This window comes from Dehalobacter sp. TBBPA1 (assembly GCF_040931655.1).
Lineage (GTDB): Bacteria > Bacillota > Desulfitobacteriia > Desulfitobacteriales > Syntrophobotulaceae > Dehalobacter > Dehalobacter restrictus.
Genome location: NZ_CP162385.1, coordinates 833,224 through 847,545, shown reverse-complemented (window position 1 = coordinate 847,545; position 14,322 = coordinate 833,224). Strand labels below are relative to the sequence as shown.

Genomic DNA, 14,322 nt, shown 5'->3' with positions numbered 1-14,322 from the left:
CTGCGATTATCAATTTCTTAAGATTATCTTCGAACGGGTATGCCTTTTCCGGCCAGATAATCTTTTGTCTCTTTGATGCTGTACTCCCTGTAATGAAAAATCGACGCGGCTAAGACAGCATCCGCTTCCCCCTCCGTCAGACCTTCCGCCATATGTTTCAGGTTTCCGACTCCTCCGCTCGCAATTAATGGAATGGTCACAGCCCTGCTTACCAACCGGTTCAGTTCGTTATCATAGCCCTCTTTGGTTCCGTCACGATCCATCGAAGTCAGCAGGATTTCACCTGCCCCAAGTTCTTCAACTTTCCGGGCCCATTCCAGTACATCTGTCCCGGTCGGTTTACGGCCTCCGTGCGTATACACTTCCCAACGGCCCTCTCCGACTTTGCGGGCATCGATTGCGACAACAATGCACTGGCTGCCGAATGTGAGAGCCCCTTGTTCGATCAATTCCGGATTTTGAACAGCAGCCGTATTTAAGGAGACTTTATCTGCTCCGGCACGCAGCATTCTCCGGATATCCTCAATCGTTCTTAAGCCCCCGCCGATGGTAAAGGGAATAAACACTTTCTCAGCAGTCCTTCGGACGACATCGACCATGGTTTCACGGCCTTCGGCAGAAGCTGAAATATCCAAAAATACAAGTTCATCGGCACCCTCGCGATCGTACAGCGAAGCAAGTTCCACAGGGTCTCCCGCATCCCGCAGGTGAATAAAATTCGTTCCTTTAACTACCCGGCCATCATGCACATCGAGGCAAGGTATAATTCGTTTGGCAAGCATTTATTTTGCTCCTTTTGCTTGGGTAGGTCACCGTAATGGAGGGCCGCTTTCGGTCGTTGTGTCTTGACACAAAATTCCGTGCTTCTTGTCGAATACCATGTTATCCGTGACGTATTCGACCCTATGTACTTCCTGTACCGTCGCCTTGCTCCACTTGGCGCTGGCTGTCCATTACGCGACTTAATCTATGAGATATAAGTAAAAGTTAAATAGAAATTATATTCTAGGCGATCACCCGCAGTGCCTCTTCCAGCGTGAAAGCGCCTGAATAGATAGCCTTTCCGACAATAGCACCTTCAATCGCTATTCCACGGTCAGCCTCCGCCTTCAGTTTATCCAGATCGTCCAACGCGGAAATACCGCCGGATGCAATCACCTTAAGTCCGGTCGTCTCGGCCATCCTGACCGTGCTGGCAATGTTCGGACCGCCAAGCATTCCGTCCCTGGAAATGTCGGTGAAGACAATCCGGGAAACGCCGACTTGCTTCATCGCTTTACCGAGATCCTCAGCTTTGAGGCCGGTGCTTTCCGCCCATCCCTGAACCGCGACCATGCCGTCTTTGGCATCGATCCCGACAATAATCTGATCGCCATACCTGCGAACAGCCTCTGTCACAAGCTCCGGATCCCTTACCGCGACCGTCCCGAGTATGACCCTTGATACACCTAAATCCAGCAGTTCCTCGATCCTGGCCAGTGTCCGGATACCACCGCCCACCTGAATCTTCAACGAAACATTCTTTACAATATCCCGAATGGCTTCATCGTTTACGGGCTTTCCGGAAAATGCCCCGTTCAGGTCGACGATATGCAGAACCTTTGACCCTCTGTCCATGAAATCGGCCGCCACCCCTGCAGGGTCATCGGAGTATACGGTTGCATCCTCCATTCTACCCTGCAGGAGACGGACAACTTTGCCGTCTTTTAAATCAATCGCCGGATATATGATCATTGATTTTTCACCCATTTCCCAAAATTATCGAGCATGACCAGACCCCAGGGGCTGGACTTCTCCGGGTGGAACTGTGCACCCCAGACATTGTCTTTGCCGACCAGGGCAGGAAACTCCAGTCCATAATCGCTGGTCCCGGCAATGTAGTCCTGATCGGCCGGCTGAGCAAAATAAGAGTGGACAAAATAGAAATAAGAATGGTTCGGAATATCATTACAAAGCATGTTCTGTCTGATAACATTTAGCTTATTCCATCCCATATGCGGAATCTTCAAGCCCGGCGGGAATTTGACCACCCGGCCTTTCAGAAAACCAAGACCGCTATGTTCTCCATGCTCCTCACCAACCTCAAAAAGCAGCTGCATGCCGAGGCAAATGCCCAGAAAAGGTTTGCCGCTTTGTACATATTGTTTTAAAGGGTCAAGCCAGCCGCCTTTGGCGAGCTCATCCATGGCATCAGCGAAAGCGCCGACTCCAGGAAGAATAACTCCGTCCGTACCGGTCAGCTTCTCCGGAGATTCTATGATCTCCGCTAAAAATCCAAGTTTTTCAAACGCCTTTTCCACACTTCGTAGATTTCCGCGTCCATAGTCTACTATGCCTATCATTCTAATGATGTCCTCCAGTAATTACACGGACTATTTTATCAGTTAGTACCTTGTCAACCATACAATTAGAATAGAATAATAGGTCTATTCTATAAGCTCCCTTTGGTAGAGGGCACACCGTCAACAAGACTGCTTTTCCTTACAGCAAGTCCAAGGGCCCTGCCCGCGGCTTTGAATACAGCCTCGAGAATGTGGTGCCTGTTTTTTCCGTCCAGCATGCCTATATGCAGCGTGATGCCGGCATTCGTCGCCAGGGCCCGAAAAAATTCTTCCGCCATCTCTACAGGGAAATCACCGACCATCCCTTCCGGGCAATCTACTTTCCAGACCAAGAACCCGCGGTTGGAAATATCTGCAGCAACCTGAACCAGGGCTTCATCCATCGGAAACAGGCAGTCCCCGACCCTCTCAATTCCGGACTTGTCCCCAAGCGCTTCTTTCATCGCCTGTCCAAGAACGATCCCGCAGTCTTCCACCAAATGGTGCTGGTCAACTTTCAGGTCCCCCCCGGCTTCAATCTCCAGATCAAAATGGGCAAACCGGCAAAAGGCATCAAGCATGTGGTCAAAAAAACCGATCCCGGTATCTACGCTTACTCTACCGCTGCCGTCAATGGCCAGCGCCAGTGTTATTTCCGTCTCCAGGGTTGTTCTGCTTAGATTGGCACTCCTCACTCTATAGGCCCCCTTATTAACCTTATTTTTATATTATACATGAATTTACTGTTCTTCCGCTATCACGATTTCAAAGCTTCTTCTGTCTGACCTCTACAGCCCTGGCATGTGCTTCCAGCCCTTCTTTGCGGGCAAGGTATGCAATCTGGGCGGTATCCCTTTGCAAAGCTTCTTCGGAATAGTTGATTACACTTATTCTTTTAACAAAGGTGTCGACGCCAAGGACAGAGTAAAAGCGGGCGGTTCCCCCGGTCGGCAGGATATGGTTTGGTCCCGCAAAATAATCACCGACCGGTTCCGGTGTATATCTCCCCAGGAACACCGCCCCGGCATTTTTCACCTTGCCCAGCCAGGCGAACGGTTCCTGCACAGCGAGTTCAAAGTGTTCGGGGGCAATGCGGTTGACAAGGTTTATCCCTTCCTGAATATCCCTGACCAGAATTGCAGCCCCGTAAGTATCCCAGGAATCCCTGGCAATTTCAGCCCGCGGCAGTGCTTCAAGCTGGCGCTCCACCTCAAGCACCGTCTTTTCCAGCAAATCGGAACACGGTGAAACGAGAATTGCTGAGGCAAGCCTGTCATGTTCAGCCTGCGAAAGCAGGTCTGCCGCCAGCTCCTCCGGGACAGCGCTTTCATCCGCAAGGATAAGGATCTCGCTCGGTCCGGCCAGCATATCGATATCTACGGTTCCATAGACCATTTTCTTAGCAAGGGTTACAAAAATATTGCCGGGCCCTGTAATCTTATCCACAGGGGCAATCGATGCTGTGCCGAAAGCAAGAGCAGCGACCGCCTGGGCGCCTCCGACCTTATAGATCTCTTTGACACCGCACTCCGCGGCAGCGACCAGTACCTCCGGCAAAAGGCTTCCATCTTTCAGCGGCGGAGAAACCATGACGATCTCCTCGACTCCAGCCACGGCTGCCGGAAGCGCATTCATCAGAACGGAAGATGGATAAGCTGCTGTTCCCCCCGGAACATAGACCCCGACCCGCTGCAAAGGGCGAATGACTTGGCCAAGGATACTGCCGTCTTCGGCAGTATCAAACCAGGAAACCCTTTTTTGCTTTTCGTGGTAGGTTCTAATGTTGTTGATCGCCTGACTGATTGCTTCCAGGTACTCATCATCTACTTTTTTATAAGCTTCCCATATCTCCTGGTCGGTGACCCGAAGTCCCGAGGCCTTCAGGTCAACCCCGTCAAACGCGGCAGTCAAGTCATAAATGGCTTCATCACCCTGTTCACGCACCTTTTGCAGGATTCCTGCCACTTTTTCTTCCAAGTCACGGTCATTGCCGTAGGATTTATTAATAAGCGTTTTCAGGTCAATATCCTCAATTTTTTGTACAGTCTTCATCGTCTAAACCTCCTTTGGCAATATCAGTCGTACTGCTGGACAAGGACTCTCATTTTTTCTGCAAGCCCCTGAATACGTTCGTATTTTACCCGATAGGACACGCGATTGGCAATCATTCTGCTCGTAGCTTCAAGGATCTGGGCGACCTCGGCCAGATTATTCTCTCTTAAGGTCTTACCGGTTGAGACAATATCCACAATCATCTCAGCCAGACCCACCCGGGGAGCAAGTTCAATATTGCCATGCAGTTTGATCGGTGTAACCTGCATACCGTGCTCATTGAAGAACAGTTGGGCAACTCTCGGGAACTTGGTTGCAGCTCTCTTTTGGTTTAGCACGCTCAGGTCATATTGTCCGTCAGGCAGCTTCTGCGGCAGGTTTTCCTCCGGCATCGCCACAACAAAGCGGCAATACCCGAATTTTAAGTCAACCAGTTCAGCAACATCTTTGTTTTGTTCGATTACGGTATCCTTGCCGACGAAACCGATATCTGCCGCTCCCTGTTCTACATAAGTGGGAATATCCGTCGGGCGGCAAATGATAATCCTCGCCTCTGATCCAGGAAGATCAAACAGCAGTTTACGGGAATCATTTTCTACCGATCTGCAGTCCAGCCCCGCTTCAGTCAGAAGCGCCACTGAATCCGTCAGTAATTTTCCTTTTGGCAGCGCTATGGTTAAATAATTTTTCGGCACAATACAAAGCCCCTTCCAAAGATTGATGATTAGACCAATGGCCTTTTAAATTAATTGCTAACGATGTTAAATGACACTTATTTATTGCTCTCAATCTTCTCCAGCAGCGCAATTCCGCGGCTGGAAGCCAGGTTTCTGGCATCGGCGTCCGTCAGGAATCCGAGGGCCATCTCAACTTTTTTGCCGCTTTTTCTGAGCTCCCGGCAGCGTTTGATCACAGCTCCGGGGGATTGCCCGTAAACCAAAACATCGGCCTTATCCAATTCAAAATCTGCAGCCTTCTCGAGCATAAGGCCGAGATTAACCGCAAAACCTGTTGCGCCGTAATCCATTCCAAAATCTGCATAGAGACCATCATAACGTCCTCCTTCAATCAGCGGAACGCCGATTCCCGGAAGATAACCTTCAAAGATTGCGCCTGTATAATAGGAGAATCCTCTTAAGATTCCAAGGTCCAGGGATACGTAGTCCTGAACGCCGAATTCCTTTAAATACAAATAGATGGTCCGTAAAGATTCCACAGCTTTTCCGATCGGCTTAATATGCGTCCAGTTTTGAAGCTTATCCAGGACTTCTTCTTTCCCGGTCAGATGAGGCAGGGATAGAAGAAGTTCTTTCGCCGGCTCGGGCAAGTCGTTGGAAGAAACGATTTTTTCAAGTTTTACCATGTCCTTACGTGCTATACCGTCTTCCAGTTCCTCCCTCACTTTGGTTTCAAACCTCATCTCTTCGGCTAGTCCCGAGAAAATCCCGTTGTGCCCAAGGTTCAGTTGAAAATTTCTGATTTTGAGTGTCTTCATGATTTCTACAGCCAGCGCAATAACTTCAGCGTCTGCAATGTCATTGTCCGAGCCGATCAGTTCAACGCCCACCTGCCTGAATTCCCGGTAACGGGCGGAATCATTCCTGTAAACATCACCACTGTAACAGAACCGCAGCGGAAATTGTCCGCCTTTCTGTCTTGTGGCAACCATCCTGGCAATCGGGGTTGTGAATTCCGGTCTTAATACGAGCGTATGACCGTTTTTGTCAAAGAACTTATATAAATGGTCATCCTTGTCTGCGTCAGGCTCGACACAGGCCCGATATTCGAGTCCGGGTGTCGCAACTTTCTGATAAGACCAATTTTTGCATACACTGATTGCTTTTCCTTCCAACTCCTCCAGCTGTGCTAATTCAGCCGGCAGAAGATCGATCATCCCCTCCGGAATTTTAAGCCCTAATGATGAACGTTCCATAATTATTGCACCTCATTTTTCTGAAAGCTCTTATTTTTTTTATTTTTCTCCATTCGTTCGAGAACCATCTTGTAACCGTCAGCGCCATAGTTCAAACAACGTTTGACCCTGCTGATGGTGGCAGAGCTTGCTCCGGTAACTTCAGCAATCCTGGAATAGGTCACGTCTTCCTCCAGCATACGGGCGACTTCCAGCCGCTGCGCGAGGGCCTTGATCTCCGCTACCGTAGCCAAATCTTCAAAGAAGCTGTAACATTCCTCTTTCGTTTTGAGCAGAAGGATCGCTTCAATAAGAGAATCGGTCAGGGTATCCCTGATCCTTTCGTCACTCAGCATGATGACTTACCTCCGGGTTATCTCTTTCACACTTTAATTTATTAAAGTATTGAACCGATGTCAAGTATAATTGTAAAAAATCTTTAATCCTGTGCCTCCGTTTAAAAAGAATAATCCAGAATTGGCTTGCAGGCCCGATATACTCGGGATATAATCTACTCAACGTCTTATTTTTTTACTTAGAAATGAAGGAAAATCTACGGTTTATTTTTTTATGGAAAAGAGTGAGTGAGCGAATGAGCAAATACTGGAGCAAAATTGCGGCTGGTCAAAAACCGTATGTACCGGGAGAACAGCCGAAAGACAAAAAATATATCAAGCTGAACACGAACGAATGTCCCTATACGCCTTCTCCCTTGGTCCTCGAAGCGATCAAAGAAGCCGCAAATGAGAAACTGAAGTTATACCCCGATCCGGGCGGTGAGGACTTGCGCCAGGCCGTAGCCGAATATTATGGCCTGAAAAAGGAGTGGGTATTTGTTGGAAACGGTTCGGATGAAATCCTGGCTTTTGCGTTTATGGCTTTTTTTGATCCGGGCCGCACGATCCTGTTCCCGGATGTTACCTATAGTTTCTATCCGGTCTATGCTAATTTATTTCAGCTGGACTACCGGCTGGTCCCGCTGAGAGAAGAGTTTTCTTTATACCCGCCTGATTTCTACGGTTCGGAAGGCGGAGTCATCTTTCCGAACCCCAATGCCCCTACCGGCAACTATGTGACGCCCGAAATGATAGAAAAAATCCTTATCCATAATATGGATAAGGTAGTCATCGTTGATGAGGCCTATATTGATTTCGGCGGTGAAACTGCCATTCCGCTTATTGAGAAGTACCCCAATTTGCTGGTAATCCAGACATTGTCCAAGTCCCGGTCTCTGGCAGGCTTAAGAGTTGGCTTTGCTCTGGGTCAGGATGAGCTGATGGAAGGCTTGAGCCGGATCAAAAATTCCTTTAATTCCTATACATTGGACCGCTTATCCATGGCCGGAGCAATCGCAGCCATGAAGGATGAGTCCTACTTCCAAGTCACGAGACAAAAAGTGATGCAAACGAGGGAAAGGATCGTTCCGGTACTCAGGCAAATGGGCTGGCAAGTGATTCCATCACAAGCAAATTTCATTTTCATATCCCACCCCGTGCTCAAGGCTGAAGAGGTCTTCACCGCACTCCGACAGCAGGGCATTTTGGTCAGGTACTTCCGCCAGCCCAAAATCGACAATTACCTACGCGTCAGCATCGGCAGTGACGAGGAGATGGACAGCCTGCTCCAAGCACTTACCAAGATTAACCCATAAGGTTTGTTATGGTTCGTTACTAACCCATAATTCCCAAACTTCAGGGACATACCCTACTGTAGCCTGTTTGCCGTTACGGACGATTGGTGTCCGGTAAAGACCGGGATTGTTCAGCAATAATTCTTCTCTGACAATTGAACTACTGATTTTGTCCAGATTTAAGCGCAAATAGTCCTTGCCTCCGGTATTAAACAGGCTGTTTAGACCCACCGCTGCTTTAACACTCTGCAGTTCTCCTTTGCTTAATCCCTTTTGGTCCAGATCTATGAGCTGATATCGAATGCGGCGCTCTTTAAACCAGCGTTCCGCTTTTTTTGTATCAAAACACTTTTTGATTCCAAATATCTGTATGTTCATAAACTCTCTTAATTTCTCTTGATTTGATTTTCTTCATTCTATTTTTTGTTGTATATCAATAATTATTGTCTTATTTATCTACGCGGAAATGCTCTCCTAGCCCTTGGTTCCTTTAGGACCTCAGCCCAGATAACGCCACGCATTACTTCCGAAGATGATAAATTAAGACCAAAGGCCGCTCTTTTTTGAGAAATTTGATCTCCCGGTGTGATCTTTCTGTTGGTATAATCACTACCTTCGGATCCCCAAGTCCCTTCCTGGTCTGCGGTTCCTTCATCACCGCCGAGGCCTTCAATGCCCTGGGTGCCCTCGTTGGAAATATACCGATCATAGTCCGATCGTCCTTCTTCTCTCCATTTGTTTTCTGTTTTTTGGACGTTTTCAGCTTTCCGCGGAACTGAAGAAGCAGAAGTCGGAGGGGCAGCAGCCTTTTTCTTGACGGTTGATCCGTACGGTCCAGCCTGCAGCTCTCTCTCAGCCTTTTCCACAGATTCCCTAAGCTGTCTTTCCAGATCTTCGAAGAAATTTCCTTTTTTCTTTCTTTCCATCCGGGAAATGTCCCTGTCCATCTCGGTTGTCAGAGGTTCGGACAACGGCCTGTTGTCCTCCGGCCTAACAGGCCTGCGTTGCGGAGGCTTGTCTTTATTGGCAAAGAAGCTGTAAATTACAACCGCAATAATGATAAATGTTATGATATCCACTGAACATCACCTACTTCTTGGGTATCGTCGTTTCCGGTTCATCTCCTTTGGCTGTGACAGCGATATTATCCCGCATGCGGGTATCTGCAATCACGTTTTGCAGATTGTAATAATCCATAACGCCAAGGCGTCCCTCTTTTAAAGCTGACGCCAGTGCCAGTGGCACCTCCGCTTCCGCATCCACGACTTTTGCTCTCATTTCCTGAACGGACGCTTTCATTTCCTGTTCCCTGGCTACCGCCATCGCTCTGCGTTCCTCCGCTTTGGCTTGGGCAATCCTCTTGTCCGCTTCAGCCTGATCTGTTTGCAGCTGCGCTCCAATGTTTTTGCCGACATCGACATCGGCAATATCAATGGAGAGGATTTCAAAAGCTGTTCCGGAGTCCAACCCTTTATTCAAAACAGCCTGGGATATCATGTCCGGATTTTCGAGAACATTGGCATGGGAAGAGGAACTACCGATACTTGTTACTATGCCCTCTCCGACGCGTGCAATAATCGTTTCTTCACCAGCTCCGCCAACCAGACGGTCAATGTTTGCCCGAACTGTGACTCTTGCTATGACTCTTAATTCAATCCCATTTTGTGCAACAGCAGAGACAGTGGGTGTTTGGATAACTTTCGGATTAACGGACATTTGCACCGCTTGCATAATATCACGTCCTGCCAAATCAATGGCTGCGGCTCTTTCAAATTTAAGCGGTATGGCCGCTCTTTCCGCAGCAATTAATGCGTTAACAACCTTGTCGACATTTCCTCCGGCAAGGTAATGGGCCTCAAGCTGTGCCGGGGTAAGTCCCAGACCAGCTTTATGTGCTTTAATCAATGGGTTCACAATCCTGATCGGTGCAACTCGCCTAAGTCTCATCCCGATCAGTGTGAATATGCCGATATTAACACCAGCTGCCAAAGCCGAAATCCAGAGACCGACCGGAATAAACGTAAACAGAACCATTAGAATAATCAGAACCAGCATAATCAGTATCACCGTTGTAACAAGTGCCGTTGTCATATGTTTATAACCTCCTATTCATTTTCTTCCCTACTCACAATGATTCTTGTACCCTCAACCGCGATGACCTTTATCGCAGAATCTTTTGGGATGAAACTTCCATCTGTGACGACATCGACCCGTTCTCCTTCAATCTGCGCTGTGCCTGCCGGACGGAGCAGGGTCAGGGCTTTTCCTGTTTTCCCGAGATAGTGTTTATAATCTGTTTTGGGTGCTACGAAGCCTTCTTCGGTTCTCTGCTTTTCCCCCAAAGTTACCTTACGCCAGAGTTTTTTCAGCCGACCCGTTTTATACCCAATATAGATCAGCAGCCCTGCCATAATAAGTATGATCAGAAGATACACGACGCCCTCGGCGAACGAATCAGCCACTAAAAATACTCCACCGATCATCATCAAAAGCCCGATGATCCCTGAGACGCCAAAGCCTGGAATAATGAATATTTCCAGAATAACCAGAATGATTCCTACAATAATCAGGGAAAGAGAAATCCCGACAAAAACATCCAAATTCACATCCCCTTTCTTCGCTTATTTTAGCATAATTTTACTTTTTGGGCTATTCCTTCTTCGTACTGTCACGTTAGATTCATGACTTCATTCGTAAAGACAATCGTTCTTCTAAACCTTACAATATCCGGCAATGATTAAATTCACCTTAGAGCTTATCCGATAACCTAAGATTCATTCTGCATATTAATGATCTGCATTAATCATTTGTCTGCATTAATCATATCTTAAGCTTACTGCTTATAATAATAGTCAGAGGTGATATAAATGCCTGATTTATTAAAATATCTTCTATATTCCATTTTTGCTTTAGGAATGATTTTCCTGGCAGTAATAGTTTCTTGGGTCTTTTTGCTTCTCCTGGGCATCGGGATTTCCACCCGCGTCATCTATCAGAAATTTTTCAGCAAGAAGAAAAAGACCATACTCGGGGCAAATGCCTTTCGCCAAGGGACGCGGAATAAAACTGCCAATGGCAGTCAGCGGGAATATATGACTGTGATTGATGCGGATAATACAGAGAACGAATACCGGATACCGAAGATATAACAAACTTTAAGGAAACAGTGTAAAGGAAGAAGCCGATAAACAGTTTAGATAAAAAGCTCTATGTCCGCTTCCAGGGCATCCTGCAGATAATCTTTCGCTGTCATAATTTTGACATCCGGAATCATTTCTTCAAGTGTAAAACCCATGATCTCAAGGGAAAGCTTGCATATGTAAAAGCTTACCCCTTTTTTTTGCGCTCCTTTCAGAAAAGCGGAAAGATTTGGTGCGTCCTGGTCTTCCATCATTTGTTTCAGCATGGCTTTTCCAATGCCAGCCATATTCATCCGGGAAAGCGGCAGGTCTTCCGGACCTTTCGGTGCCGTCATTCCTAACATTTTTTCATAAACTGTTTTGTCTTCCAAAGACATCTTCTCCGGATCGCGTATCAGGCACAGACCCCAAAAAGCGAAAAAGATACTGACTTTCATGTTGAGCTCGCGGGCCGAATTAGCCAGGATCAAGGCAGCCATCGCCTTGTCATAATCCCCGCTGAACAAAATCAGGCTGAGTTTCTTCTCTTTTTCCATGATAAGCACCACCATTTCTTAGATGTATGTTTTTATTGTCGGTAATGGTTCTTATCTTTATGCAGGCTTGACTGTCTTAGCTGTACATTTTCAAATATCGTCTTCTGTCTTTGGCAATTTCCTGCAATGCTTCCAGTAGCCTGCCAACTTCGTGAGGTTCATTGTATAAACCAAAACTGACTCTGACCATCCCGGGTCTGTTTTCCGGAAGATGATCTGCAACTGCACTTAAGATGACTGGTTCGACTTTCATCAGCTTTTGAACGTAAGGATGTGCGCAGAAACACCCGCTCCTGACAGAAATTCCGGCTTCTCCGGCTAGTATATCCGCCAGTTTCTCATGATAAATGCCCTTCATATTAAAGGGGACAATCCCGACCCGTTCCTGACTTTGATCTTCTGCACAATAGATGTCGATACAGTCTATTTTCTTTAATCCCTGAATCAGTTGAGATGTCAGGGTTTTTTCATGCTTGTACACATTTCGCATCCCGATTGCGCTCAGGGTTTTTATACTTGCGGCCAAGGCCAGCACGCCCATTAAGTTGGGCGTTCCGGCCTCATCTTTGGAAGGAGGATCATTCCAGATTACAAAATCACGGGTTACAGCTTTGACTGTTCCTCCGCCCTGATAATCGGGGCTTCCCTTCAGGAAAAAGTCTTTGGGGCCAATCAGAACGCCGGTCCCAAAAGGCGCATACATCTTATGTGCGGAGAAAACAAGAAAATCGATATGCTTGCTGGAAGCGGAGGGCTTCGTATCAAACGGCTGATGAGGAAGCAGCTGTGATCCGTCAACCATGACCTTTGCACCATATTTATGAGCCCATTCAGCAATTCGATGTACGGGATTGACATAACCTGTTACATTTGAAGCTCCGGCTACAGTTACCAGCTTGACCCGGCCTTTATATTTTTCCAGCTTTTCAATAAAATCGTTAAAGATTAGCCTGCCACATTCATCCACTTCAATATAATCGACCTCATACTTTTCCCGCCAGGGCAGGTCATTGGAATGATGCTCCATGGAAGTTGAAAGGATAACACTTTTTATGTATGGATCCACGTCCTGTGACAGCCTGAAGGCCACTTTATTGATAGCTTCTGTGGCATTCTTAACAAAGATCACCACATCCCTTTTGTGGTCTGCACCCACAAAATCCATCACTGTTTTCCTGGCACTTTCATATTTTTCCGAAGACAATTTGGACTTGTAGCCGGACCCCCTGTGAATTGACGAATAATACGGTGCAAAACTGCTGATTTCCTGGAGCACTGAAACAAAAGGCGGGGTCGTTGCTGCATTGTCGAAATTGATTCCCCTGCAGTTTTTACCGTTTTTGAGCTCAACCTCCGCATCAATTCCGATAACCAGTTTACCATAATTCATTTTGGTAATAGCAATACTCATTTTCCTCTCCCCTATAACATAATAATCCCCTCATAGTTTATTGACCAAGGGAAAATTTGTTACTTCATTACGCGCAAACTCATTTTATATTCATGAATCAGCGTCGAGAACTGCTCATTATTGGCTTCCTGAGTCACTAGAACACCGCTTTTTCTTAGTAATCTTTGATGAACTTCTTCCCGGTTGACTAAGAATTGGAGCATTTTCTTTAGTGAAGTGTCCTCAGTCAGTGTGAGATGCCGCAGGTACAGTCTCTTAGCCCTGATTTCCGCTTCTTCATTAATTTTGAGCATCTCATTAATATCCGTACTTTTCTCAACATATTCCATATTCCAGGGCTCCTGCCCGGAATTGGCAAGCGGCAAATCAGCAAGGCCAAGCTTTCTGACTGCAGCTGCAATGATCTCCATATGCGCAAGCTCTTCCGAAGCAATCATACCCAAAAGATCACGAATATATGGATTGATCACATGCAGGCGCTGATACATATGACGTGTAAAAGCAGTAAATTCCCCGTCTTTCCCGCCGATATGTTCCAATAAGGTCCAGGCCAGCTTCTCATTTTTCTGCTCAACATAAACCGGATATAGTAAACGTTTCTGGTAACTAAACATCCCAATTCCTCCTGACGGCCATGGCAAATCATTCTTTAGCTTATTATATTGAAGATCCTTTCAACCGGTTCCGACCCATGCATTTTAAAAAGCCCTCACTTTTGTTCCCGTCGAGCATGTATCGGATGTATGCATATCTGGCCTCGTTATATTCCTGAAATATTCTCCTGGCTTTCTCAGGAGCATGGTAGACCTTCCAGTAACCGGTCAGCAGAGGTTTTTTATCGGGGAAATAGATAAAATCTGCCACATTGTCCAGTGGGAAGCCCAGAAATAGTCCGATTTCGTGAGGGAAAGGCCCAATGATCCATTTTTGTTTTAAAGTCCGGATTGCCGTATCCTGATCCGTCTCCCCACAATAATCCAGTGATCTTAAGAAATACTGGTTCTCAGGGATTTGAAGTATTGAAGATAATCTGTCTGCGGCATAAAATAATACGCTGACAGAAGCTTTATTCCTGACAATTTCCTGAACCATCACATAGGGGTAAAGCCTACCTTTGATTTGATCCCAGGTCTCCAGCGCATCTTTTTTGATGGCAGTGGTAAATGTAAGCAGTTCAGCCGGCTTGGATGCGATAAGTAGCGGTGCGAGATGATAGGTGATATTATCGAGCAGATATTGCCGGGTCTCCTGTTTTTTTCTTTGGCTGGTGTAAGTCGCAATGAAGTCCTGCATATCATCCTCCAAAAACAAATTTTCAAT

Annotated in this window: 18 protein-coding genes; 2 read left to right on the top strand and 16 right to left on the bottom strand. The window is 46.8% G+C overall.

Annotation, left to right across the window (positions count from 1 at the left end; all coding sequences use genetic code 11):
* Positions 1–23: 23 nt before the first annotated feature.
* The 8 genes from hisF to AB3489_RS04155 form a co-directional block, all read right to left on the bottom strand.
* The gene (gene hisF, locus AB3489_RS04190; protein WP_020492628.1) at positions 24–782 is read right to left on the bottom strand and encodes an imidazole glycerol phosphate synthase subunit HisF; all 759 of its coding nucleotides are present in this window, start codon (positions 780–782) and stop codon (positions 24–26) included.
* 223 nt (positions 783–1,005) lie between these two features.
* The gene (gene hisA / locus AB3489_RS04185) at positions 1,006–1,734 is read right to left on the bottom strand and encodes a 1-(5-phosphoribosyl)-5-[(5-phosphoribosylamino)methylideneamino]imidazole-4-carboxamide isomerase (protein ID WP_020492627.1); all 729 of its coding nucleotides are present in this window, start codon (positions 1,732–1,734) and stop codon (positions 1,006–1,008) included.
* Complete coding sequence (hisH, locus tag AB3489_RS04180; RefSeq protein WP_026156550.1) at positions 1,731–2,342, bottom strand: imidazole glycerol phosphate synthase subunit HisH; 612 nt, start codon at positions 2,340–2,342, stop codon at positions 1,731–1,733. Before hisH ends, hisA begins: the two co-directional genes overlap by 4 nt.
* Before the next feature lie 89 nt (positions 2,343–2,431).
* Entirely contained in the window at positions 2,432–3,016 is a 585-nt protein-coding gene (gene hisB, locus AB3489_RS04175) for an imidazoleglycerol-phosphate dehydratase HisB (RefSeq protein WP_020492625.1), read from the bottom strand.
* A 70-nt stretch (positions 3,017–3,086) separates the two neighbouring features.
* Positions 3,087–4,373, bottom strand: coding sequence for a histidinol dehydrogenase (gene hisD / locus AB3489_RS04170; protein WP_020492624.1), 1,287 nt, complete (start codon positions 4,371–4,373; stop codon positions 3,087–3,089).
* 23 nt (positions 4,374–4,396) lie between these two features.
* Entirely contained in the window at positions 4,397–5,068 is a 672-nt protein-coding gene (gene hisG / locus AB3489_RS04165; RefSeq protein ID WP_026156549.1) for an ATP phosphoribosyltransferase, read from the bottom strand.
* Between the two features lie 77 nt (positions 5,069–5,145).
* On the bottom strand, positions 5,146–6,306 hold the full coding sequence (gene hisZ, locus AB3489_RS04160) for an ATP phosphoribosyltransferase regulatory subunit (RefSeq protein ID WP_026156548.1): 1,161 nt from the start codon (positions 6,304–6,306) through the stop codon (positions 5,146–5,148).
* A gap of 2 nt (positions 6,307–6,308) precedes the next feature.
* The gene (locus AB3489_RS04155) at positions 6,309–6,641 is read right to left on the bottom strand and encodes a YerC/YecD family TrpR-related protein (RefSeq protein ID WP_020492621.1); all 333 of its coding nucleotides are present in this window, start codon (positions 6,639–6,641) and stop codon (positions 6,309–6,311) included.
* Positions 6,642–6,877: 236 nt separating this feature from the next.
* Here AB3489_RS04155 and hisC point away from each other — a divergent pair, with 236 nt between their 5' ends.
* Positions 6,878–7,936, top strand: coding sequence for a histidinol-phosphate transaminase (hisC, locus tag AB3489_RS04150; protein WP_026156547.1), 1,059 nt, complete (start codon positions 6,878–6,880; stop codon positions 7,934–7,936).
* Between the two features lie 6 nt (positions 7,937–7,942).
* Here the strand turns inward: hisC and AB3489_RS04145 are convergent, their stop codons facing one another.
* The 4 genes from AB3489_RS04145 to AB3489_RS04130 form a co-directional block, all read right to left on the bottom strand.
* A complete protein-coding gene (locus AB3489_RS04145) occupies positions 7,943–8,293 on the bottom strand; it encodes an arsenate reductase family protein (protein WP_020492619.1) in 351 nt (116 codons plus the stop codon).
* A 74-nt stretch (positions 8,294–8,367) separates the two neighbouring features.
* Positions 8,368–8,994 carry a hypothetical protein gene (locus tag AB3489_RS04140; protein ID WP_368294062.1) on the bottom strand — a complete coding sequence of 209 codons (627 nt, stop codon included), beginning with the start codon at positions 8,992–8,994 and terminating at the stop codon, positions 8,368–8,370.
* 10 nt (positions 8,995–9,004) lie between these two features.
* Positions 9,005–10,006, bottom strand: a complete 1,002-nt coding sequence (floA, locus tag AB3489_RS04135; protein WP_015043488.1) for a flotillin-like protein FloA — start codon at positions 10,004–10,006, stop codon at positions 9,005–9,007.
* A 14-nt stretch (positions 10,007–10,020) separates the two neighbouring features.
* Positions 10,021–10,515 (bottom strand): NfeD family protein, encoded by a 495-nt coding sequence (locus AB3489_RS04130; protein ID WP_019226641.1) that lies wholly within the window; start codon positions 10,513–10,515, stop codon positions 10,021–10,023.
* 267 nt (positions 10,516–10,782) lie between these two features.
* On the opposite strand from AB3489_RS04130, the gene AB3489_RS04125 reads away from it, so the two are divergent.
* Positions 10,783–11,064, top strand: coding sequence for a hypothetical protein (locus tag AB3489_RS04125; RefSeq protein WP_019226640.1), 282 nt, complete (start codon positions 10,783–10,785; stop codon positions 11,062–11,064).
* 44 nt (positions 11,065–11,108) lie between these two features.
* On the opposite strand, the gene AB3489_RS04120 is transcribed toward AB3489_RS04125, so the two are convergent.
* The 4 genes from AB3489_RS04120 to AB3489_RS04105 form a co-directional block, all read right to left on the bottom strand.
* Entirely contained in the window at positions 11,109–11,591 is a 483-nt protein-coding gene (locus tag AB3489_RS04120; RefSeq protein WP_019226639.1) for a DsrE/DsrF/DrsH-like family protein, read from the bottom strand.
* 76 nt (positions 11,592–11,667) lie between these two features.
* Positions 11,668–13,002, bottom strand: a complete 1,335-nt coding sequence (locus AB3489_RS04115) for an aminotransferase class V-fold PLP-dependent enzyme (protein ID WP_368294061.1) — start codon at positions 13,000–13,002, stop codon at positions 11,668–11,670.
* Between the two features lie 59 nt (positions 13,003–13,061).
* Positions 13,062–13,616, bottom strand: a complete 555-nt coding sequence (locus AB3489_RS04110; RefSeq protein WP_368294060.1) for a manganese catalase family protein — start codon at positions 13,614–13,616, stop codon at positions 13,062–13,064.
* A 43-nt stretch (positions 13,617–13,659) separates the two neighbouring features.
* Positions 13,660–14,295 (bottom strand): DUF3793 family protein, encoded by a 636-nt coding sequence (locus AB3489_RS04105; protein WP_368294059.1) that lies wholly within the window; start codon positions 14,293–14,295, stop codon positions 13,660–13,662.
* Between the last annotated feature and the right edge of the window lie 27 nt (positions 14,296–14,322).